21 protein-coding genes are annotated in these 21,433 nt (G+C 42.6%); 14 read left to right on the forward strand and 7 right to left on the reverse strand.

What is annotated here, in order from left to right; all coding sequences use genetic code 11:
- Positions 1-10 precede the first annotated feature (10 nt).
- A complete protein-coding gene (gene larA / locus AC6F33_RS14620) occupies positions 11-1,285 on the reverse strand; it encodes a nickel-dependent lactate racemase (protein WP_500777358.1) in 1,275 nt (424 codons plus the stop codon).
- Between the two features lie 311 nt (positions 1,286-1,596).
- On the opposite strand from larA, the gene AC6F33_RS14625 reads away from it, so the two are divergent.
- Both AC6F33_RS14625 and AC6F33_RS14630 read left to right on the forward strand, forming a co-directional pair.
- Positions 1,597-2,262, forward strand: a complete 666-nt coding sequence (locus AC6F33_RS14625) for a Crp/Fnr family transcriptional regulator (protein WP_255749105.1) — start codon at positions 1,597-1,599, stop codon at positions 2,260-2,262.
- 111 nt (positions 2,263-2,373) lie between these two features.
- On the forward strand, positions 2,374-2,994 hold the full coding sequence (locus AC6F33_RS14630; protein ID WP_480948742.1) for a hypothetical protein: 621 nt from the start codon (positions 2,374-2,376) through the stop codon (positions 2,992-2,994).
- Between the two features lie 322 nt (positions 2,995-3,316).
- Here AC6F33_RS14630 and AC6F33_RS14635 read toward each other — a convergent pair whose 3' ends face one another.
- Complete coding sequence (locus AC6F33_RS14635; protein WP_500777359.1) at positions 3,317-4,165, reverse strand: DUF4405 domain-containing protein; 849 nt, start codon at positions 4,163-4,165, stop codon at positions 3,317-3,319.
- A 302-nt stretch (positions 4,166-4,467) separates the two neighbouring features.
- On the opposite strand from AC6F33_RS14635, the gene AC6F33_RS14640 reads away from it, so the two are divergent.
- The 5 genes from AC6F33_RS14640 to dhaM all read left to right on the forward strand — a co-directional run bounded on the left by AC6F33_RS14640 (position 4,468) and on the right by dhaM (position 9,491).
- Entirely contained in the window at positions 4,468-6,489 is a 2,022-nt protein-coding gene (locus tag AC6F33_RS14640) for a sigma 54-interacting transcriptional regulator (RefSeq protein WP_500777360.1), read from the forward strand.
- 130 nt (positions 6,490-6,619) lie between these two features.
- Complete coding sequence (locus AC6F33_RS14645) at positions 6,620-7,363, forward strand: MIP/aquaporin family protein (protein WP_500777361.1); 744 nt, start codon at positions 6,620-6,622, stop codon at positions 7,361-7,363.
- 35 nt (positions 7,364-7,398) lie between these two features.
- Complete coding sequence (gene dhaK / locus AC6F33_RS14650; protein ID WP_500777362.1) at positions 7,399-8,400, forward strand: dihydroxyacetone kinase subunit DhaK; 1,002 nt, start codon at positions 7,399-7,401, stop codon at positions 8,398-8,400.
- 17 nt (positions 8,401-8,417) lie between these two features.
- On the forward strand, positions 8,418-9,050 hold the full coding sequence (dhaL, locus tag AC6F33_RS14655) for a dihydroxyacetone kinase subunit DhaL (protein ID WP_480948747.1): 633 nt from the start codon (positions 8,418-8,420) through the stop codon (positions 9,048-9,050).
- Positions 9,051-9,104: 54 nt separating this feature from the next.
- The gene (gene dhaM, locus AC6F33_RS14660; protein ID WP_500777363.1) at positions 9,105-9,491 is read left to right on the forward strand and encodes a dihydroxyacetone kinase phosphoryl donor subunit DhaM; all 387 of its coding nucleotides are present in this window, start codon (positions 9,105-9,107) and stop codon (positions 9,489-9,491) included.
- 67 nt (positions 9,492-9,558) lie between these two features.
- On the opposite strand, the gene AC6F33_RS14665 is transcribed toward dhaM, so the two are convergent.
- The 3 genes from AC6F33_RS14665 to AC6F33_RS14675 all read right to left on the reverse strand — a co-directional run bounded on the left by AC6F33_RS14665 (position 9,559) and on the right by AC6F33_RS14675 (position 14,448).
- Positions 9,559-9,933 carry a nuclear transport factor 2 family protein gene (locus AC6F33_RS14665; protein WP_500777364.1) on the reverse strand — a complete coding sequence of 125 codons (375 nt, stop codon included), beginning with the start codon at positions 9,931-9,933 and terminating at the stop codon, positions 9,559-9,561.
- A 379-nt stretch (positions 9,934-10,312) separates the two neighbouring features.
- Positions 10,313-13,006: a bifunctional acetaldehyde-CoA/alcohol dehydrogenase gene (gene adhE / locus AC6F33_RS14670; protein ID WP_500777365.1), complete on the reverse strand. Its 2,694-nt coding sequence runs from the start codon at positions 13,004-13,006 to the stop codon at positions 10,313-10,315.
- A gap of 230 nt (positions 13,007-13,236) precedes the next feature.
- A complete protein-coding gene (locus tag AC6F33_RS14675; RefSeq protein WP_093672831.1) occupies positions 13,237-14,448 on the reverse strand; it encodes an acetate/propionate family kinase in 1,212 nt (403 codons plus the stop codon).
- 602 nt (positions 14,449-15,050) lie between these two features.
- Here AC6F33_RS14675 and AC6F33_RS14680 point away from each other — a divergent pair.
- From AC6F33_RS14680 to AC6F33_RS14710, 7 genes are all read left to right on the forward strand, one after another.
- Positions 15,051-15,419: a hypothetical protein gene (locus tag AC6F33_RS14680; RefSeq protein ID WP_245734204.1), complete on the forward strand. Its 369-nt coding sequence runs from the start codon at positions 15,051-15,053 to the stop codon at positions 15,417-15,419.
- Positions 15,420-15,507: 88 nt separating this feature from the next.
- Positions 15,508-16,278: an RpnC/YadD family protein gene (locus AC6F33_RS14685; RefSeq protein WP_480948757.1), complete on the forward strand. Its 771-nt coding sequence runs from the start codon at positions 15,508-15,510 to the stop codon at positions 16,276-16,278.
- Between the two features lie 71 nt (positions 16,279-16,349).
- Positions 16,350-16,628 carry an RpnC/YadD family protein gene (locus tag AC6F33_RS14690; RefSeq protein WP_480948758.1) on the forward strand — a complete coding sequence of 93 codons (279 nt, stop codon included), beginning with the start codon at positions 16,350-16,352 and terminating at the stop codon, positions 16,626-16,628.
- A gap of 240 nt (positions 16,629-16,868) precedes the next feature.
- Positions 16,869-17,057, forward strand: a complete 189-nt coding sequence (locus tag AC6F33_RS14695; RefSeq protein WP_480952915.1) for a fructosamine kinase family protein — start codon at positions 16,869-16,871, stop codon at positions 17,055-17,057.
- Positions 17,041-17,184, forward strand: coding sequence for a fructosamine kinase family protein (locus AC6F33_RS14700; protein ID WP_500777366.1), 144 nt, complete (start codon positions 17,041-17,043; stop codon positions 17,182-17,184). Before AC6F33_RS14695 ends, AC6F33_RS14700 begins: the two co-directional genes overlap by 17 nt.
- A gap of 77 nt (positions 17,185-17,261) precedes the next feature.
- Positions 17,262-17,768 carry a transposase gene (locus AC6F33_RS14705; protein ID WP_500777367.1) on the forward strand — a complete coding sequence of 169 codons (507 nt, stop codon included), beginning with the start codon at positions 17,262-17,264 and terminating at the stop codon, positions 17,766-17,768.
- Positions 17,738-18,406, forward strand: coding sequence for an IS630 family transposase (locus tag AC6F33_RS14710; RefSeq protein WP_500778170.1), 669 nt, complete (start codon positions 17,738-17,740; stop codon positions 18,404-18,406). Before AC6F33_RS14705 ends, AC6F33_RS14710 begins: the two co-directional genes overlap by 31 nt.
- Before the next feature lie 405 nt (positions 18,407-18,811).
- Here the strand turns inward: AC6F33_RS14710 and AC6F33_RS14715 are convergent, their stop codons facing one another.
- Positions 18,812-19,942, reverse strand: coding sequence for an aminotransferase (locus AC6F33_RS14715; RefSeq protein WP_480948761.1), 1,131 nt, complete (start codon positions 19,940-19,942; stop codon positions 18,812-18,814).
- Positions 19,943-20,605: 663 nt separating this feature from the next.
- Positions 20,606-21,379: a PhzF family phenazine biosynthesis protein gene (locus AC6F33_RS14720; RefSeq protein ID WP_480948762.1), complete on the reverse strand. Its 774-nt coding sequence runs from the start codon at positions 21,377-21,379 to the stop codon at positions 20,606-20,608.
- Positions 21,380-21,433: the final 54 nt, after the last annotated feature.

The raw sequence follows: 21,433 nt of genomic DNA on the forward strand, positions 1-21,433 counted from the left end.
CCTGGAATTGTTATTGAACGATAACACCCAAGCCGTCAGGAATAACCGTTATTTTGGCATCCTTGCCTTCACGCGTATAAGCCATTTCAAGTGCTTGATCAAGGGAAGTCGCAAGATCCATGTGCATACGGGTAATCAGTTCAGGATCGACCAAATCAGAAACCACAATGACATGATGATGAACCAGAATTCGAGCTAGGATCTGAGCTGTCCATTGATCCGGGACTGTTTTCAGCTTCGGTGTATTGATGGCGCGATCCAAGAATTCCTTTGGATCGGCAACATCCGCGATATTGTGATAGAAGCCTTCGCCTCCGTGTCCGTCTCGGCAGCCGGCAACCATGATAATTGTGCCACCTTCCTTATTCGTTGCTTCAGCAGCTGTCATCCCTTTTACTGCCTGATAGATGTTCTGATCCAAAGGATAGCCGCCATTCGTTGAGATTGCGATGTCACAGTCAATTTTTTTTACGCTAGACAGTCCGCGAAGAAACGCGCAGCCCTTTTTATGTGCCTCTTCCATATCTCCGGCAAAGGAACCAATGATTTTCTTGTCCTCATCGAGCACGACATTGACGATAAAAGCTAGATTCGCCTTACGTGCCGCATAAACCATATCCTCATGAATCGGATTGTGATTCAGGTTACCGGTACGTGCTTTATTGGAATCAATAAACGGGCCGGAATGATTGGCCATGATCGTTTTGTAGGAAGCAACACCTGGCAGTACGGATTTGCGACCACCGGAAAATCCAGCGAAGAAATGCGATTCAATAAATCCCTCCGAAAGCAGCAGATCGGCTTCGGCGGCAATTCGGTTGATGATGCAGTCGCCTCCGGACGGCAGTTGGCCGATTTTGACCATCGACGCGTCGTCTGTCGATATATGCATCACGATTTCTTCTTCATCGACAATTTTTTGTCCATATTTGTTAACAAGTTCTTCATGAGTAGATGGGCGATGAAATCCGGTTGCAACCAGAATCCGGATGCGCGCATTCGGAGAAGCTTCACGTAACCGTCGCAAAAGGATCGGTGTAATAATGTGTGACGGTACCGGACGCGTGTGATCCGAGCTGATAATCACGATATTTTTCTTGCCCCTGGCCAGTTCTTCCAAAGGCGCAGAGCCGATTGGATGATCGAGTGAAGCCTCGACAATCTCGTTTTCTGACCGATCCGTGTGGTAAGTCGCTGCTTGAGATACTAATTTGCCCGCATAATTGTGGTCGGGCAGATTGGCCTCGATTGTTTTTTTGTCATAAGGTAGTTCAATGCTAACCATAAATGGACAGCCCTCTTTTCAGTTCTTTTACTTTGAAAGTAGCAAGTAGAAAAGATTTGTAATCCTTAGTATGAGAAAAAGTGACGCGTGACATGCGTATCACAAGGTTCCACAAACCCTTCTGCGTGCACCATCTGTTATAAATCAAAACAAAAAGACTGTCCGTTTCGTTTGCTATTATCATAAAAAGTTAACAAATGTTTACTTTATTTGTGACATACATCAGATAAAAAGCAGTTAAAATAGGGTTAAATGTAACAATTGTATCTCTATTTTTTAACTTGAACGTTTGTGATGGGAAGGAAAAATCCATGGTATTAAGTGAAATTGAATATTTGATTAATTTTCTGGATGCGCACGATGTACCAACAATTAACAAAAGTAGACATACCTATCTGACTTATCACGGCCTCGAAGAACGGTATACTTATGTTCTCAAAAAAGGGATTATAAAAAACAGCATTATTCTTCAAGACGGAAGAGAATTCAATCTTTCCTATATCGTCAAACCCGATGTCATCTCGCTGCTTCGGGATGAGGTTTCCAAGTTTACGGAACAGCCTTTTAATGTTCGCGTGGAATCCAATGAAGCAACCTTTTATCAAGTGGATCGTGTCACCTTCTGGAAATACGTCAATGCGACACCAGAGCTGCAAAACTATATCAAAAGTTATTATCGCAAGAAGTTATCAGAAAATATTTTTCGTTCCCAGCGAATGATCATGAATGGAAAAAAGGGTGCCGTCTGCGCGTTTATATACAGTCTGATTGACTTATTCGGCCGAAAAGTGCGTGAGGGTATTTTGATTGATTTCATGTTAACAAATGATGACATTGCCGGCTTCTGCGGTATCAGCGCACGCAGCAGCGTCAATCGAATGCTTGGCGAATTAAAAAGTGACGGTGCGCTGATTGTCAAAAATCGAAAACTGATCATCACAGATATTAGTTATCTATTGGATCATATTGCTAACTAACATCGTCAGCCGTTGCATGCTGCTCTCTGGAACGGTTAAAAAAACAGTAACAAGGCGATGCACTTCGGGGCAGCCTTAATCCAAATATTCATTTATAAGTGAGGAGATCGCATGAAGACGCCACTCTATTATCAAATGTCTGAATATGACTGCGGCACAGTAACGCTATTGAATGCAATCAAATACCTTTTTCCTCGAGAAGTGATTCCGCCTGATGTGATCAAAGCAATTACCACCTATTCTCTTGATACATATAACTCGGATGGTGAAGTCGGCAAGAGCGGCACGTCAAAAGCGGCAATGAAGTTTATCGCCGAATGGCTGAATCATAACGGGCCAATTAAAGGACTGCCTATCCATGGAAACTATTATGCAGGTGAGCATGTTCATTTGGGAGAACGCAGCGAAATCATTGATGCGATTAAGAACGGCGGCGCGGCCATTTTTCGATTAAACTATGGCGGTGAGCATTATGTGCTGGCAACAAAGGCAGATACGACGAACCACTATCTCTATTTATTTGATCCTTATCTTGATGAAGATCTAAAGTACACAGACGGTATCGTTCTGCTCGACGGATTTCCCTATGACTATAACCGAAAAGTGCCGTTCCATTTTTTTGAGGAAGAAGATGACCAACAAGTTTATGCGCTTGGCAAAAAAGAGGACAGAGAAGCAATTGTGTTCTTTGTGAGCGACAAAGTTAAGGATGCGGGCAAAGGAAAACAATAGAATGCGGTGAATCAATGGAAAATGGATAACGAACAAAAAGGCCGAATCCTCAAATACGAGAGATTCAGCTTTTGCTTTTTTATGGGTTCGTTCATGACCTGATGCTTGATTCACAAATGCGATGTTTGGCGGTTGAACAGCCAAATTAATCATTAAGTGAACCAGTCAGCCTAGCATTTACCGATGCCAATCACATACTGAATGAACTTAGATTATAGAGCAGACACTTTTTCAACACTTTATTTTTTCTTTTCTTTCTCATCATTTAAAGTTTAGAAAAACTTGGTGGGGGCAAGTCTTTGACGCCGAGATTTTATTTGCTTTAAGCCCATTTTCTCCGTCTCATTCTTAGCGTTAGTTTTCTGATATAGTAGGTGATCACGACAAATACGGTCATAATGGTTGCGTATGTGGCGATGACATGAAGAACGTTTGCGCTCCCGCCGTCATGCTCTGCTCTGTGAAATTGAGTTCCATTTGAAAGATCTGGCTTTTGTCCATTTTCGAAATCCGGTTTTTGTCCGTCAGTTCCAAAATGAGCATGTTGTCCACCATCAGTTCCAAAACCGCCGTGCCCCTCTATTTTTCCGCTGCTGCTTCCGCTAAAAATAGAATTCACACTCGCTACTTGATTGAAAAATCCTGTTTGCTGGATTTCGTACACGCCAACGATAAGAATGATGAGTGCTGCAAGTCTTGCTGCATACGAAACCCATCTTTGTTTCGATTTAAATTGGATTATTTTTTTGAAAACGTTGATAACCCAATGCCAATGTATGCCGATATGAATCCCGACCACAATTAAGGTAAGAAATGAGAAAGCGATATGAGCAGACTTAAACCACCCTTCATTTCCAAGGTTAATGTTTGGGAACACAACTCTCGAAATGATGATTCCACTAAAAATAATGAAATTCATTGAAATCAACAACAAAAGATTCAGTGCGTAATTGCCCCGCGCTTTCCATGGCAGATTTTTGTCAAATAGCTTTATTGTTACATTTTTGACCCAGTTTAAATTCAACAACACATGGGTAAAGAACATCACCGCAAAAACAAGCCCCGCGATTTCATGATAGGCCAGCCCTCCTAAAACGCGTGTATTGAAAAACAGAAGAAACATGATTGCCATAACGATATCAATAGTAAACTTAATATAATTCTTCTTCATTAGGTCTGACTCACTCCTAGGGAACATGATATAAAAACTATAATCGCGCTTTCTTAATTTCTGCTTAAGGATTTATTACACTGCGCTGTTGAAGCTTGAATTTCCCGAAAAATTTCCGAATGAAGGCAGCAGATACTGGCGGCACACCTGCATGAGGCATCAATCGAAAGCGAGCAAGTGTCGCTTGTACGATTGATTTTTATCCCAATCAGATATACCTTTAATTGTGAGCACATCATTTCTCACTGATCACCGTTTTGGAAATTTTCTTTCAAGATTTTTATTGTTCAGGAGTGATTGTTTTGAGAAGTCACGAAATCATATTAAACTTTGCAAAAGGGCTTCATACGCGTACGGCCGCCGCTGTTGTCAATAGGGCAGACATGATCCAGAATAAGTATCACGTGCGTCTGTTCATTGCTTTTCATGACCGGCGTGTACCTGCGACAAGCCTGATGCCGCTTGTTAATTTAAAGATCAGAGACAAGGATCGATTGACACTCATGGCAACAGGCGCGGATGAAGAACAAGCGCTGAGTGCTTTCAATCATTTTTTTGAAAGCGGATTCGAAGATTTAAATAATCAGACGATCAACGAGATTGATACCATCTTAAATGAAAATATGATCACAACCGAAGAAATTTTCCATAACATTGCAAATGGTATTATTGTCACTGATCAAGCGGGCCGAGTGATTCTCTTTAACTCGTTTGCTGAACGGCTGTTTCACATGACAAGTGATCAAGTCATTGGTGAACCCTTTAACTCAATACTTCCCCTGCCTAGTTTAGTACTTAAAGATGATGCTCCTGAAGCGATGATCCGCAAGGTCATTAATAACCAGGTTCTTTTAATCACACGTCGGCCGCTTGTCATTGACGGTCAGACGCGTGGAACAATTACCATTCTGCAGAACATCTCCGGATTAGAGAAAGTCAAAGGAGAATTGAAAGAGGTTAAAGAACTAAAAGAGCGCCTGCAACTCATCTTAAAATATGTACAAGACGGCATCTGCGTTATGGATAAAAAAGGCATGGTTAATTACGTTAATGACGCCTATATAAAAATACAAAAGCTCAATAAGGCCGATGTTATTGGCAAGAACATCAGCGAGCTTTCACCACATGGCGTCAGACAAACAGTTTTAAAGACTGGTCACAGTGTTAAAAACAAAATTATAAAGAAAAACGACGAAGTCATGATCATTTCAAATGTCAGTCCGATTATTGTTGACGGTGAGCAGGTTGGCGCTATATCAATCGTCAAGGATCTGCATGAAATCCAGCAACTGACTGAAAAGTTGAATCAAGTCACCTCACGTGCCGAATACCTGGAAGAAGAGCTAATCAGATCCCGGAATCCGGAAAAGATCTTCAGCAGTTTTATTGGCAAAAGCGGCAAAATAATTGATGCTCTATCCATCGCCCTCAAGGCTGCCCGCTCGAAGGCAACAATCTTGATTCATGGTGAGAGCGGTACGGGTAAGGAAATGATCGCCAAGGGCATTCACTATGCCAGCGCTTATCGCAACGGACCGTTCATCCGGGTTAATTGTGCCTCCATTCCGGAAAATTTGTTTGAGAGCGAATTGTTTGGTCATGAAAAAGGATCATTTACCGGAGCCATATCGAGAAGACTTGGTAAATTTGAACTAGCCCAGCACGGCACCATTTTTCTCGATGAAATCGGAGAACTTAATATTCATATGCAGGCAAAAATTCTGCGCGTTTTGCAAGAAAAAGAGATTCAGCGCATTGGAAGCGAAACGGTTCAGAAGCTGGATATTCGAATCATTACCGCAACCAATCGCAATTTAGAGGAAATGGTAAAAAAAGGGGAATTCCGCGAGGATCTTTACTATCGACTTAATGTCATTCCCATTTTGCTTCCGCCGCTTCGCGAACGAAAACAAGACATTGCCCTTCTCGTCGAACATTTCATGAATAAATTTCAGGAAAATCGTGTCCAACCGATTCTAGGCATCTCCAATGATGCGATGGAATCGCTGCTTGCCTATGCATGGCCCGGGAATGTCCGCGAAATTGAGAATTTGTTTGAGCGTTTATTTACGTTGGTCGATAATGATTACATTGAAGCCGAAGATCTCCCAGCCTATATTCGCGGTAAAAAATTAAGCACGCAGCAACGTTCGCATGTTGAACTGCTTTCGTCTGACCGCGTGCTCCCTATGGAAATTTATGAAAAAGCAATTATTAAGAAGGCTTTGGAGAAATACGGGAGCTGTAATGCGGCCGGCAAAGCCCTAAATTTAAATCATAAAACCGTTGCCGCCAAGGCACGAAAGTTTAATCTAATTCCATAGAGATGGCCTATGTTGGTGTTTATTACCAACACAGGCCATTTTCTTGCGCTTTTTTACCATAACACTATTTGGTAAATTCGATTGTAGCGCTGTTTTTACTTTCCCATTCATTTGGCATCAAAAATGCTTAATGAAAGATGTCAAGAATCATAGGGAGGCGAAAATAATGGAAGCGTTTTTAGGAGAACTGGTGGGTACATTTATTATGGTACTTTTAGGAGACGGCGCAGTCGCCAATGTCATTCTGAAAAAGTCCAAAGCGGAAAATTCCGGCTGGATTGTCATCACAGCTGGATGGTCCTTCGCGGTTGCTCTTCCTGTTTGGCTTTTCGGCAGTGTCAGCGGCGCACATTTTAATCCTGCCGTGACTTTGGGACTCGCCTTCATTGGTAAATTTCCATGGAGCAATGCAGCCGCATATATAACAGCACAGTTTATCGGCGCATTTCTTGCTGCGGTCGTTCTGTTTATCCACTTCTACAAACATTTTGAGGCAACGTCAGATCCGGCAGTTAAATTAGGTGTTTTTTCCACCGGTCCCGCGATTCGAAGCAAGTTTTTCAACTTTTTCGGCGAATTCATTAATACGTTTGTCCTTTTATTCGGTATTATTGGTATCGTCTCGCAGAAAATGGCGCCGGGGCTTATGGGACTCGCCATCGGCATTCTCATTTTTGCCATTGGTCTTTCACTTGGCGGCACTACCGGATATGCAATTAATCCTGCGCGAGATTTGGCCCCGAGAATTGCTCATGCGCTTCTCCCAATTCCCGGCAAAGGCGGCTCGGATTGGTCCTACGCCTGGATTCCCGTCGCCGCTCCGATCCTCGGAGGTATTTGCGGAGCTGCTGCCTACGTTCTTCTTTTTCACTAAGTAAACGATTAATTATATATTAGGGAGGCATTATCATGAAAAAATTGATCAATCAACCGGAAAACAGTTTGAATGAAATGTTGCTTGGTATGACCAAAGCATACCCTGATTATTTAACAAGACTTGAGAATACAAATGTACTTGTCCGTCAGAATTTAGACGGCCAAAAAGTTGCGGTGGTTAGCGGAGGCGGCAGTGGTCATGAACCGACACATGCCGGCTATATTGGCGAAGGTATGCTGGATGCCGCGGTCGCCGGCGATATTTTCACCTCGCCTACACCGGATCAAATCTATGAAGCAATCAAAGCCGTTGACAGGGGAAAAGGTGTGCTGCTCGTTGTGAAAAACTACAGTGGCGACGTGATGAACTTCGATATGGCAAAAGAAATGGCTGAAATGGAAGGCATTGAGGTTGAACAAGTTATCGTGAATGACGATGTCGCTGTGGAAGACAGCACCTTCACTACAGGGCGGCGCGGAATCGCCGGCACGGTACTCGTTCATAAGATCGCTGGAGCAGCGGCTGAACGCGGATATGATTTACAAAAAGTAAAAACAGTAGCCGAAAAAGCGATTAAAAGCATACACAGCATGGGCATGGCACTAAGCCCCTGCACCGTCCCTTCAGCTGGAAAACCAAACTTTACGTTAGCTGAAGACGAAGTCGAAATCGGAACCGGTATTCACGGCGAACCGGGCACGCACCGCGAGAAAATTAAAACGGCCGATGAACTCACTGAAGAACTTTTTGATAAGATCCAGGCCGATGCACCGATTAAATCAGGTGACGAAGTGGCATTGATGGTGAACGGCATGGGCGCCACTCCGCTGATGGAGCTTTATATCGTTAATAATAAAGCACATGACCTTCTTGAATCACTCGGTGCGACCATTCATCGCACCTTTGTCGGTGAATACATGACTTCTCTTGAAATGGCGGGTATGTCGCTGACTGTTATTAAATTGGACGATGAACTGAAATCACTGCTTGACGACCCGGCAGACACACCGGCACTCAAAATAATCAAAAAATAAAAAGGGATGGATGACTTATGGCAGAGCTAAATCAAGTGATCGACGTGCTGAATCACGTGGCAGACATCATTGAACAAAATAAACAGCATTTAACGGAATTAGACGGAGCGATCGGTGACGGTGACCATGGAATTAACATGAGCCGCGGCTTCTCCTTTGTAAAGAAAACACTCGATGAAGGCAGCTTCGAAACCGCCGCCGACCTTTTCAAAAAATGCGGTATGGCTTTAGTTGCTCATGTGGGCGGAGCATCCGGACCGCTATTCGGCACGGCATTTCTGAGAGCCTCAATGACACTCAAGGATAAAACAGAGGTCAGCGTTGCAGATTACGTCAGCCTGCTCAAAGCTTCGATTGAAGGTATTAAGATGCGTGGAAAATCAGATGCCGGTGAAAAGACGATGCTTGATGCGCTGATTCCGGCCTATGAAGCTGGCGAAGCGGCTGTGAAGCAAGACAAAGATGCACAGGAGGTTCTTCAAGCCGTTAAGGATGGAGCGGAAAAGGGTTTGAAAGAGACGGAAAAGCTCGTCGCTAAAAAAGGCAGAGCAAGCTATGTCGGCGAGCGCAGCCTCGGCCACCAAGACCCGGGAGCAGCCTCTGTTGCTCTGATTCTGGGAGCCGTAGCAGACTACTTTGCAGAAGCTTGAATTTCAATTTTGTTCGAACAGAAAGATTAATTAATCGAGAAAGGATCTGTTAAAATGGTTGGAATCGTACTTGTTTCGCATAGCCGAAAAATTGTAGAGGGCATTAAAGAACTTGCCTCTCAGATGGCTAAGGATGCACCGGTCGCCCTTGCCGGCGGAACCGAAGATGATCGACTGGGCACGGATATGAGCAAAATCAGCAATGCCATCCATGACGTCTATTCTGAAGATGGTGTGCTCGTTTTCTTTGATATGGGCAGCGCTTATATGAATGCGCAGATGGCTCTCGATTTTCTTGAAGATGACAGCAGCAAAGTCGAAATTGTCGACGCAGCCTTTGTTGAAGGTGCCATCACTGCGATTGTCGACAGCGGCTTAAACAAAAGCATGGACGAAATAAAAGCCGATATCGCCTCGATGAAGCTTGGCAAAATGCCGTGATCGCTGATTAAAACGGTTTGAAATACACCGCCCCCTCTGCTTGTTTCTCAGGCAGAAGGGGCTGTATTTATATGTTTTTATTTGGTGAACTGCAATGTCCTGCAATGATTTTCATTTGGCCACTATGTTCTTCCCAGACGCGCGTGTAGCACATCTCACCACCAATTGGTTCTTTGGCAAATGTTCCTTTTAAACGTACCCGAGTTACGGTTACTGCTGCGTGATCTAAGAGCTTCACTTTTTGATCTAAAACATTTATTTCTGTGAAATGCAGCGTTCCGGAACGATGTGTTTCCATATCATTTTCTTTTGTTAGCATTTGGCCAAAGTGATTAACAAAGATCAGATTGTCATCCATTAATTTATCCAATTCAATGAGATCGCTAAATAACATTGCCTTCCTTAGCTGTTCCTCATAAGCTTCAATATCTGATTTTTTCAAGATTGCTCCTCCTTCATCGTCCTATTTTATTATAGAAACGAAAAATTAAGGGCAGATGTTACAGCTTTAGCCGCTCCGAGTTCTCGGTCCGTATTTTATCCAATAGCACGAGGTTTTCCGCAAGCGGTAAGTCATAAGAAGGAATCATTTCTTTGATTTGTGGAGCAGATACGTTTTTTCAGTTCTTTTAGGACCATCGCTTTACCTCTTTTCATCGTTTGATTATAGAACGTATGTTCATGTTTTAGCTATTATTAAAACATTTCTTAACAAGAAAAATGGAGACCTAGGACGCTGATTCAAATCGGCAATGAATGGCCAAGTTGAATCAGGCTGGTCTCCCCTATAAATTGGAATTACTTTTAACTAACGGTATTCATTAAAACTGGTCAATCAGCAACTGTCTTAGTTCATCCAGTCCCGGTTGACGCGGATTGGCCGGTGTGCATTGGTCGTTATAGATCAAGTCAACCAATTTATCAAGTACATCGTCAAACTGTTTCTGAGTCACACCATTGGCCGACAGTTTAGGCACAACATCCAAAGCTTTCATTAAAGCTGCTACCTTATCACAGAAGGCTTCAACCAGTTCTGCATCGCTCGTTCCTTGCATGCCCAATGAACGTGCAATGTCGGCATAGTCTTTTTGACCGCGATATACTTCGTAACGAGGGAACGGCGTCCGTTTTACTCTGCCGGAGACACCATTGAAACGAATGACATGCTGCATTGCGATTGAAATGGCCAAACCATGCGGTAATCCAAATTCCCCACCGGTTTTATGTGCAATCGAGTGATTGATGCCAAGAAAGGCATTGGCAAACGCCATACCACCCAAAGTAGCAGCATAATGCATTTTTTCGCGTGCCTGCTCACCCGAGAGCGTCGGGTTCTTAGGATCATACTTATACGATTCTTCCAGGTTCTCAAAGACAAGTTTAATTGCCTGCAATGACCACGGACGTGTAAATTCAGATGCCATAACTGAAACATAGGCTTCCAAAGCATGCGACAGTGTATCCAGTCCGGACAAAGCAACGGTTCTTTTCGGAACGGTCATGACAAATTCCGGATCAACGATGGCAATTTGCGGTGTCAGTTCATAATCGGTCAATGGGTATTTAACATGTGTGTTATCGTCTGTAATTACCGCGTACGGCGTTACTTCAGATCCTGTTCCGGAGGTTGTCGGGATGGCAACCAACTGGGTCTGCGTTTGATGATGGAACTTAACGATTCGTTTGCGGATATCGATAAATTTCTGCTGCAGACGCGTAAACAACTCACTGACTTTTTCATAGCTGTCTAAGAATCCGGGTTCTTGTTCCAGTGAGTACTCATAGATAAAGCGGGCAATTTTAGACGCATCCAGCGCAGATCCACCGCCGATTGCAATGACTGTATCCGGTTGGAACTCGCTCATTTGTTTTGCGATTTCGATCGTCTGCCCCAGAGTCGGGTCAGGTCGAACGGTCCCGTAGATAGCCGTTTTTACCACATTATCTCGAATTTCCAACTGTTCATAAACCTTGTCAACAAAACCGAATTTAACCATTCCCGGATCCGCAACAATAAATGCTCGTGAAACTTTTTCAATGTCTTGGAGATAAGAAATAGCATTTTTTTCATAATATATTTTTTCCGGTAAACGAACCCATTGTGGACGATTACGACGTTTTGCGACGGTTTTGATATTCAATAAGTCTTCCGTTGATAAGTTATGTGACAATGAATTTTTCCCCCATGATCCTGTTCCTAAAGTCAAGCTTGCACGCAGTGCATCTGTGTAAATATCGCCAATGCCTCCGATTGAATCCGGTTGATTCACTAGAATTCGAGCGGCCTTAGTCTTTTCGCCGTACTCATTGATAAACGGATCTGCCTGTGAGCCGATTTGAATCGCTGCATTGTGTCCTGCTCCTTGGTAATCCAAAAGAGCTGCAATAATTTGAACACCTTGATCACGATCCTTAGCTTTATAAACAGACAGCAGCGGAGACAGCTTCTCAGAGGAGAGTTTTTCGCCAATGTTCTTCGGGTCAAGCTCAAACAACATAACATCCTTGCCCTCCGGAAGAATGACACCTGCCTGTTCCGCAATCCATCGAGCAGGTCTGCCGGCAACCGGTCCGTTTACACCATGGTTGTCATTGAAAACGAAATCAGCTATTTTTTGATAATCTTTCTTAGGAACAAGGTATGCGCCTTTTTCCAGCATTCTGTTCATCCATTGATCATAGATTGGTGCTTCAACAACCACTGAGTTTTCAGTAGCGCAGATCATTCCGTTGTCAAATCGTTTCGACAGCAGCAAATCTTCGACTGCCCGGTCAAGATGCGCTGTGTGGTCAACAAATATTGCCCCGTTACCGGCACCGACACCCATGGACGGATTACCTGATTGCAATGCCGCATTAACCATCCCCGGACCTCCGGTTGCTAATATAGAAGCGATTTTGGTATTGCGAATTAGAGCTGTTGTATTGTTAAGCGACGGTTTTTCAATCCATTGAATAACATCTTTAGGCGCGCCGGCGGCTACGGCTGCATCATATACGATTTTGGCTGCATGAGCAGAACATTTTTGCGCCTGCGGATGAAAGGCAAAAACGATTGCATTGCGTGTTTTCAATGCCAGTAATGATTTGAACATCGTCGTTGAGGTAGGATTAGTCGTTGGCACAATCCCCGCCAATACCCCCAATGGCGCTGCGATTTGAACTTCGCCGGCAACTTTATTCTCATGAATCACACCGACTGTTTTGTCATTCTTGATTGTATTGTAAACATTTTCAGTTGCAAAACGATTTTTCGTATCCTTATCTTCAACAACGCCGCGTCCGGTTTCATCAACTGCTTCATGTGCAAGCAACAAAGCTGCTTCTGATCCTGCCAGAGCTGCTGCAGCAACAATCTTATCAACCTGTGCCTGTGTGAACTTGGAATATGCTTTTTCTGCTTCCAAGGCTTTATCGACCAATCCGGATGTATAGTTTTTCGCTTCTTCCATCAAAGCTTTTTTTTCATCATCAGACAAAACCTTATTCACTTTAGGTTTTACTAATTTTTCCATTTTAAAAACTCCTTTTTTTCTATTTTTATTTTAGAAAACTTGCCGATTGGCAAGCCTTGGCGCAGACAGAGGCTTAGTTGCACTTACACTCGTTTCCTTGAATTTTTAATTTTTTTATACATTCTTACCAGTGTAAAATTACCCCTACATAGTAGCCTTTTTACTAATTAAATAAGTTCTATTTTTGTGATTTTTTTCACACAAACTACAATAATCTACAACCTGATTTATCACCCTGATTTTTCCCTCAGATGCATTGGGGCTAATCTGAACGTGTCGCAAGCGATCATTAGTTCTTCGTTAGTGGGAATGACTAACGCTTTAATTGGTGAATCCGTTTTGCTTATCAATAATTCCTGTCCGTTTATCTGATTCGCTTTTTCCTCGCAAAATACACCCATAAATTCAAGACCATGTAGGACCTCCCGACGAATCATCGAACTATGCTCACCGATTCCCCCCGTAAAAATAATTGCATCCACTCCTGACATTTTTACTGTATAGGACCCGATGTATTTTTGAATGCGTTCAACAAAAATTCGAATGGCTAGTTTTGCCCGATGGTTGCCTTGCTCGGCCTCTTTTTCTATGTCACGCAGATCGCTCGAAACACCCGAAATGCCGAGCATGCCACTTTTTTTATTCAGTATAGTCACGACTTCGGACGCATTCATATCGGTTTTATCCATGATATATGGGATCAGAGCCGGATCGATATCCCCAGATCGAGTCCCCATTGTTATGCCGGCCAATGGCGTAAAACCCATAGATGTATCGACAGATTTACCACCTTTTATCGCTGTGATGCTTGCCCCATTACCCAGATGGCAGGAGATCAGTTTTAAAGTCTCAATCGGCCGTTTTAATAATCTGGCCGCACGGGCAGCCACATATTTATGACTCGTTCCGTGAAATCCGTATTTACGCATGGCAAAATCCTGGTAATAATTATAGGGTAAACTATATAAATAGGTTTCTTCACTCATTGACTGGTGAAAAGCCGTATCAAACACGACAACTTCCGGTACACCTGGTAGAACCTTGCAGAACACTTTGATTCCAATGAGATTAGCAGAGTTATGCAGCGGTGCGAGATCCGAGAGATTTTCAATTTTCCTAATAACGTCGTCCGTCACCAATGCAGAATCGGAAAAAAATTCACCACCATGAACGACACGATGACCAATCCCCTTGATCATATCCAACGACTGAATGATTTTGTAGGAAACCAGTCGCCTCAATAGCAAACGAACAGCCGTTTCGTGATTAGGAATCAAATTGATTTTCTGAATTTTTTCCCCCTTTACGATGATGGTAAAGATCGAACGGGACAAACCAATGCGTTCAATAGAACCCTTCGTCACTAATTTCTCTGCAGGCATATCCAACAGTTGAAATTTGAGTGACGAACTGCCCGCATTGATCGCCAAAATCAAAGACATCTCATTCACCTCCTGTACTACTAAACTTATGATTTGAGAAATGATCCATGCAACCAATAAAAACACGAATGAACCGTGCGTCAGTATCTGTCGCTTTGGCCTAGTGATTTTATGGAAATAATTGTTCATGATCCCATCCATCGTTTGAAATGATTAAGTCATCGTACCTGCTCCTTTCTGGCATTTCATTTTTTAAAGCAGTACTATTTGTGAATATTTTCACATAAATCCCATTAAAAACGCTCTGTACAAAGACTACAAAAGCCAAAAAGCCTTTTGCTTATTATGGTTGCTGAACACTTCCCTTATTTGCAACTGTTTTTACAACCCTGTTGTAACCGTTAACAATTTACAAATTGAATATAGCACATAATGCACTGTGTGTAAACGTTTTCGCCAAAGAATATTTTAAATTATAAATTTTTAAGTGAAATTTTTTTGTGCGTCTAAAAAAGTGAGAACAGAATTGTAGTTTCATTGCTTTTACTGTTTTTCTTGATCGTTTTTGACCCAGCATATGTATTTTCACCCTATGTAAGCACTAACATCAACTCCTTTTTATTGTTTTAGTCGTTTGCAAGTGACTTGCGTTGGAGTTAATAATGAAAGAAACGACAAAAGGAGTGAAAGAGATGGGTATCAATTTCAGTCATTGTGAGGCGCATTGGTCTTACGGGCTCTTTCATCAATTCAGGGAAATGCTTGCTTCTGAAATCGGCATGAATTTAAATCAAATGGAGGGTTTCGGCGGAACGACCCCATTCGCTGATTTCAATGATCCAATCATTCCATTGCTTGACCATTCAGACTGCGACGGATGCCTGTCTGTGGAAGAATGTCAACGCGTAGCTCCGCGATTAAAAGAGCTGACCGCTCATTGGCCGGAAGTAAACTTTAAACAGGAAATTCGTTCACTCATCGGCGGCATGGAACGATCTGTACAAGAGAACCAGCCGCTGTACTTTTGCTGATTACATTCTGACGAAAATGAGTTCAATTATTATTTAGATTCAAGCCTCTCCTCCACATCCAATCCCTTCCCCAAAGGAGCATGATCGAGTGACTGATCACGACCGCCTTTTCAAAGAATTGCTGCATAACTTTTTACGGTTTAAAAAGAACCGAACAAACTGTGTGCTCATTATTCATGTCGAAGCCCAAAATACGCATCAAGAGCACTTCCCGCAACGCATGTTCACCTATTTTTCAATGATTTATCTAAAATTCAGAAAACCTGTTTTACCGATTGCCATTTTCAGCTATGATGGAGTTAGAGATGAACCCAATGAATTCGTCATCAAGACACCATTCCTTGATGCCATGACGTTTCGTTTTTTTAAGATGGAATTAAAAAGGATGAACTGGCGCACATTTATGCACAGCAACAATCCTGTCAGTGCCGCTTTGATGAGTAAAATGAATTATAAAAACAAAGAACGTGTCGCTGTTCGACTCTCCTTTCTCAGACAGATGGCCCGTTTGCAACTTGATGAAGCACGCAGCAGTATGATTAACGGATTTTTTGAGACCTATTTAAATCTGAATGAAAATGAGGTGGATCAACTCATGAAGGAAGTTCATGCATTGCCTAAAGATGAGCAAGAACAAGTAATCAAATGGCCGAATTCATTCTATGATCGTGGGGTTAGGAAAGGTAAGGCATTGGGTAAGGCTCTGGGCAAGGTAGAAGGCAAAACTGAGGGAAGGGCTGAAGCGCAAAAAGAGATGGCGCTGCGCATGCTTCAAAAACAAATGAATCCACGCACTATCTCCGAATTGACTGGATTATCTGTAGATAACATTCTCGGACTAAAGGAAACTATGGAATGATGTCCTACTTTTCACTATAATTTCTGATCCTAGATTGCGAAATCCAAGTTGAAAATGAGGCGGATCAACTTATGAAGGAAGTCCACGCATTGCCTAAAGATGAGCAAGAACAAGTAATCAAATGGCCGAATTCATTCTATGATCGAGGAGTGAAGAAGGGTAAAGCTGAAGGTGTAGCTCAAGGTAAGGCATTGGGTAAGGCTCTGGGCAAGGTAGAAGGCAAAAGCGAGGGAAGGGCTGAAGCGCAAAAAGAGATGGTGCTGCGCATGCTTCAAAAGAACATGGATCTCCATACCATTTCCGAGTTAACCAGGTTATCAATAGAAGAAATCATCAATCTCAAGGAGTAACCGCCAAATAAAAACAGGCATCATGCCAAAACCATGTTGGAGTGATGCCTGTTTTTTATTGTTTGATAAATGGAGTGACGATTGTGAACTTGCCTTCCCATAAACGAGCAAGCGTTTCCGCTATAGGTGAAAATACTAAGCTAATCATAGACACATAAAGTGAGCGATGCCTAAAAAGATGAATGAGTGATTCCAAGTTAAATAATTTACTTCAAACGTTCTATAATTAGGATAAATCAATTGACGACAAGGGCGATGATTAATGACTGGATCAGTCATCTGCCGCTGAAGAATGTAAGACAGGTAACACGTATTGGCGGAGGTGACGTGAATCAAGCTTACCGTGTCGACTCCAGCAAAGAAAGCTATTTTCTACTGATCCAGCCGAATCATTCTCAAAGCTTCTACGCAAGTGAAATTTCCGGCTGATCTGGCGGCGATTTACGGCGATCGGGAACTAGACATTGGCGTGACCAAGATCTTTGGTAGTTTCAACTCTGAATTTTCCGAGCATACGCTGCAGCTTATCCGTTTGATAAAAGCTATGAAAAACTAGTGCATCGTAGCTAAGATTTCAAAATTTATTGTGATGATTTCCCTTTTTTGGTAGAATCTATTTAAAAAGGTGAAATAATGCGTCCCATAAAATACATTGTTGCTTTAACTGATGACGAAGTGACTCGGCTAGAGAACATCTTGAAAGACAAGACGACCAATCAAACCATTAAGAAACGCAGCCAGATTTTACTGGATGCCGACATCAATCACGGAGAAATGCTCCAACGTAAAGAAATTGCGAAGTATAACCGTGTTGCCCCCTCGACCGTGGCCCATGTGGTCCGGCTTTTTGTGAACAACAGCCTTGATGAAGCCCTAACCTTTAAACGCGGTGAGGGCTCAAATCACTCACACCAAAAAATCGATGGTGAAGCCGAAGCAAAAATAATCAAACTCGCTTGCGGGCCTGCGCCCGAAGGCTATTCGCACTGGTCATTACGACTGTTGGAACAGGAATGCAAAGTCATCTTGGATAACCCCGTGAAAAAAGACGCGATCGGCCGGATGTTAAAAAAAACGAACTTAAGCCTCACCGCGATGACTACTGGGCAATCCCCAAAAAACAAGACGCCGAATTCGTAGCTCATATGGAAGATGTGCTGGACGTCTATTCATGCCCGTACGATCCCCAGAAGCCGTTAATCTGTCTGGACGAAAAGCCCTACATGATGCATGCTGATAAAGTTCAGCCCTTACCGATCCGAAACAAAAGTCCTCGCAAAGTTGACTATGAATATGAACGTAAAGGGTACTGTTCGATCTTTGGACTGATCGAGCCGTTGACCGGTAAACAATATGTCGATGTCAGACCAACTCGAACAGCAGTGGACTTTGCCGAAGTGGTGCATCACTTAGTCGATGATTTGTATCCGAAAGCCGAGAAAATAATCTTGGTCATGGACAATCTGAACACGCACCGCATCGGTTCGTTGTATAAGAAGTATCCACCAGCCGAAGCAAAACGAATTCTGGATAAGCTGGACATTCACTATACCCCGAAACATGGCAGTTGGTTGAATATGGCTGAAATTGGCTTGAATCTCTTTTCAAAGCAATGCTTAAACCGCAGAATACCGACTATTGAAGAACTGGATCGAGAATTAAATGCTTGGTGCGACGATCGTAATCGTCAGTTGATTGCGATCAAATGGCAATTTACCACAGCCGATGCCCGTACCAAGCTACACTCGCTGTACCCTAAACTTACGGTAGAAAATTAAAATTAATATGGTAGCTACGATGCACTAGGGCTCAGTCTCCGTTATCTTTTTTACTATTCTGTTATTCCCACTCGATGTAGGTAGCTTTTCAGAAAAGTTGATTTATCAGCGTTTTTAAGAAGTGCCAGCCTCAATACCAATACCTGTTTTTTATTCGTAAGCGTCAAATAGCCCACACCTTGTCAAATATGTGGGCTTGATTTAGGATTGTTGAGAAGATAATTTGCAGTTATCTGGAAGATTGGCAGCAGACCAAGGCAGTAGTTCATCAAGAGCTTCATCGGTTTGGACGACAAGATTGTGCAGTTGCTCAAATTACTTGGGACAGATCCCAGCGAACTGACTGTTCATTCGTATCCCCCTTTCGTGATTTGTCGTTTATTGCTATAGATAACATTTACGTATTCATTGCTCTTTAAGATGAGCAACAAATTCATGCAATTTATCAAGCCCTGCTTTGAGTTCTTCTGTGTCGCAAGCATAACCAATGCGCAAGGATCGCGGTTCATCAAAACAGTCGCCCGGAGTGAGCAGTGCGCCGCCTCTTTCTAACAGTTCTCTACAAAAAGTGCGGGCATCCACGTCAAAGTTATAATGCAGCAAGGCCGTTGTACCCGCCTGAGGCGTAATAAAAGACATATTTGGCTCATTCTCTACCCATTGTTTGAGAATGTTACGGTTGGTACGAACCAGCGTACGATTTCTTTTCAGAATTTTATCCGCGTGCGCAAGTGCTATTGAAGCAACTTCTTCATCAAACAAACCGCAACTAATCAGATTGTAATCCCGATGCGATAAACACGTTTTGCGCAAATCCGAATCTTTTGTGGCGATCCAACCAAGGCGAAGTCCGGCCAGCGAGAACACTTTCGACATACTGCTTACGCTGATGCCTTTTTCGTATAAATCTGCAATGGATTCGCAGTATACATCCTCCTGTGTCAGGTGGCGATAGACCTCATCACAGAGCAGATAAGCACCATGACGTCTACAGATTTCCACAATTTCCTGCAGCATTTGGTTATCCATCAGCGTACCGGTCGGATTGTTGGGATTATTGATGCAAACAAGCTTTGTTCTATCTGTGACAAGCTGACCCAGCTCCTTTAAATCAGGAAGATACTGGTTTTCTTTACGCAGATGCAAAATATCGACATTTGCGCCCAATGATTCTGGGATGGAATAGAGCTGCTGATAGGTAGGCATGACGGAAACAACATGGTCACCAAGTTCAACAAGCGCAGAAATTAATAGGTGATTCGCTCCTGCCGCACCATGAGTAGAGATAATATGCTCCGGGCGTATCGAACGGTACAGGCGACATATACCCTGTAAGAAATCCGGATATCCCTCAATATCACCATAGGTTAGGCGACGTCGAGAAAATCGCTTCCAAAATGATTCCATATCAGTCCCTGTCAGATTAAACAACTCTTGTAAAGAAACGGAATCTGTACACGTTTCCGCAATGTTATACACCGCTTTGGTTTCATATGCATTCATCCATTCTTCTACTTGAAAGGCCCTAATTTTCATTGGTCCTTTTCCTCCCTATAATTCAACTGTTGTGTCATTAAAAAGTAGCGTGGTTCCAAAAAGCTGTGGCAAACTCTTTTTCGTATTTGCTTCAAACCACGACATCAACTTCAGACCGTATATACCACTCTGCGGTAAATGGCCTAACTTAATATCCACGTCGGCCTGTCCGGGGTTCGAAATTTATAAAAAACCATCGGAAACAAGCATCCTGCTGCAGACGATTTTTGTCGATATGCTTCCTCCACACCACATACGGCGATATTCAGACTAAGCATCTTGGAAATCTTGTTCTGACAATATACATACTATTGACATCATCATTCCTCCTTAAAAAAATAAGTGCCCAAACTTACGCCTTTAAAACCTACGGCCTAAGTTTGAGCACTTTTAGCTTCTTCATCCGGTGACAAAGAAAAGTGTAATATCAAATTTATAATATATTGTAGCACGAAAATACAGAAAGTTAAAGCTTTAAAAATATGATATTTACTCATGAAAAAATGAAAATTCAACTATGCTTTGGATAGTGGAGTGGTATTTGAAACGTTCCTCTGGATCTTGGAAAGCGGATTCGAGAGGTTAACGCCCGCTTTTGGAAACTAAATGTATTGCTTTACGAATCTTTTCTCGGGTATTGGCTGCTTGATAATTAACAGGATTTTAGATATATAAATCTGCAATGGAATATAAAGCAGCTTTACCGCTTAATTTTGTCCGGGTTCCCTCATAATCACAATAGAGGACTCCTCCACGAAGCGATGCCTGATAAGCAACGAGTGATTTTTTATTTAACCGCGTTGCCCAGAACGGAATGATATGGCAATGCCCACTCCCGCATACAGGATCTTCAGGTACATTGCATTTTGGTGCAAATGATCTTGATACACAGTTATAATTTTTTCCTTCCGCTGTAACATGCAATAAAAGTCCATCCAGTTTATTTATCTTATCCTGGATAGGATTTACGTTGCGGACTTGTTCTTCTGTTTCCAGAATACAGACTAGATCTCTGCCCATATATGCCTCTAGCGGTCGGACACCAATGGCCTCTGTCATTTCATCGGTCACGTCCACCTTTTTTAAATCGTATGACGGAAAGTCCATTTCAAATAAATCCTCTTTTTTTGACACAACAAGCTCCCCGCTCATTGTCTGAAATGTGACTCTTTCTACATTTTCTTCATAATAGTTTGCGATAACATACCCCGTCGCCAGTGTTGCATGGCCACAAAGGTCAATTTCCCCACCTGGTGTAAACCATCTGAGTCGGTAATGATCTCCTTCTTTCACTGTAAAAGCTGTTTCGGAAAGATTATTTTCAGCAGTGATTTTCAGCATCAACTCGTCCGTAATCCATTCATCCATAACGCACACCGCTGCAGGATTGCCTCGAAAAACTTTATCTGTAAACGCATCAACGACATACTGTTTCATTTGTTTATCAATCCTTTCTGTTCGTCGGTGACTTTTTTTTCAATATTATTTCTA

The sequence above is a fragment of the Sporolactobacillus sp. BBK16-2 genome (genome assembly GCF_059878335.1).

What these genes read in the sequence shown, in the direction of transcription:
- AC6F33_RS14675 (WP_093672831.1), bottom strand. Translation starts at nt 14,448, where the DNA reads ATGTCTTTGATTTTGGCGATCAATGCGGGCAGTTCGTCACTCAAATTT.
- AC6F33_RS14705 (WP_500777367.1), top strand. Translation starts at nt 17,262, where the DNA reads ATGCGTCCCATAAAATACATTGTTGCTTTAACTGATGACGAAGTGACT.
- dhaM (WP_500777363.1), top strand. Translation starts at nt 9,105, where the DNA reads ATGGTTGGAATCGTACTTGTTTCGCATAGCCGAAAAATTGTAGAGGGC.
- dhaL (WP_480948747.1), top strand. Translation starts at nt 8,418, where the DNA reads ATGGCAGAGCTAAATCAAGTGATCGACGTGCTGAATCACGTGGCAGAC.
- AC6F33_RS14720 (WP_480948762.1), bottom strand. Translation starts at nt 21,379, where the DNA reads ATGAAACAGTATGTCGTTGATGCGTTTACAGATAAAGTTTTTCGAGGC.
- AC6F33_RS14645 (WP_500777361.1), top strand. Translation starts at nt 6,620, where the DNA reads ATGAAAGATGTCAAGAATCATAGGGAGGCGAAAATAATGGAAGCGTTT.
- AC6F33_RS14690 (WP_480948758.1), top strand. Translation starts at nt 16,350, where the DNA reads ATGAAGGAAGTCCACGCATTGCCTAAAGATGAGCAAGAACAAGTAATC.
- AC6F33_RS14630 (WP_480948742.1), top strand. Translation starts at nt 2,374, where the DNA reads ATGAAGACGCCACTCTATTATCAAATGTCTGAATATGACTGCGGCACA.
- dhaK (WP_500777362.1), top strand. Translation starts at nt 7,399, where the DNA reads ATGAAAAAATTGATCAATCAACCGGAAAACAGTTTGAATGAAATGTTG.
- AC6F33_RS14635 (WP_500777359.1), bottom strand. Translation starts at nt 4,165, where the DNA reads ATGAAGAAGAATTATATTAAGTTTACTATTGATATCGTTATGGCAATC.
- AC6F33_RS14625 (WP_255749105.1), top strand. Translation starts at nt 1,597, where the DNA reads ATGGTATTAAGTGAAATTGAATATTTGATTAATTTTCTGGATGCGCAC.
- AC6F33_RS14715 (WP_480948761.1), bottom strand. Translation starts at nt 19,942, where the DNA reads ATGAAAATTAGGGCCTTTCAAGTAGAAGAATGGATGAATGCATATGAA.
- AC6F33_RS14680 (WP_245734204.1), top strand. Translation starts at nt 15,051, where the DNA reads ATGAAAGAAACGACAAAAGGAGTGAAAGAGATGGGTATCAATTTCAGT.
- larA (WP_500777358.1), bottom strand. Translation starts at nt 1,285, where the DNA reads ATGGTTAGCATTGAACTACCTTATGACAAAAAAACAATCGAGGCCAAT.
- adhE (WP_500777365.1), bottom strand. Translation starts at nt 13,006, where the DNA reads ATGGAAAAATTAGTAAAACCTAAAGTGAATAAGGTTTTGTCTGATGAT.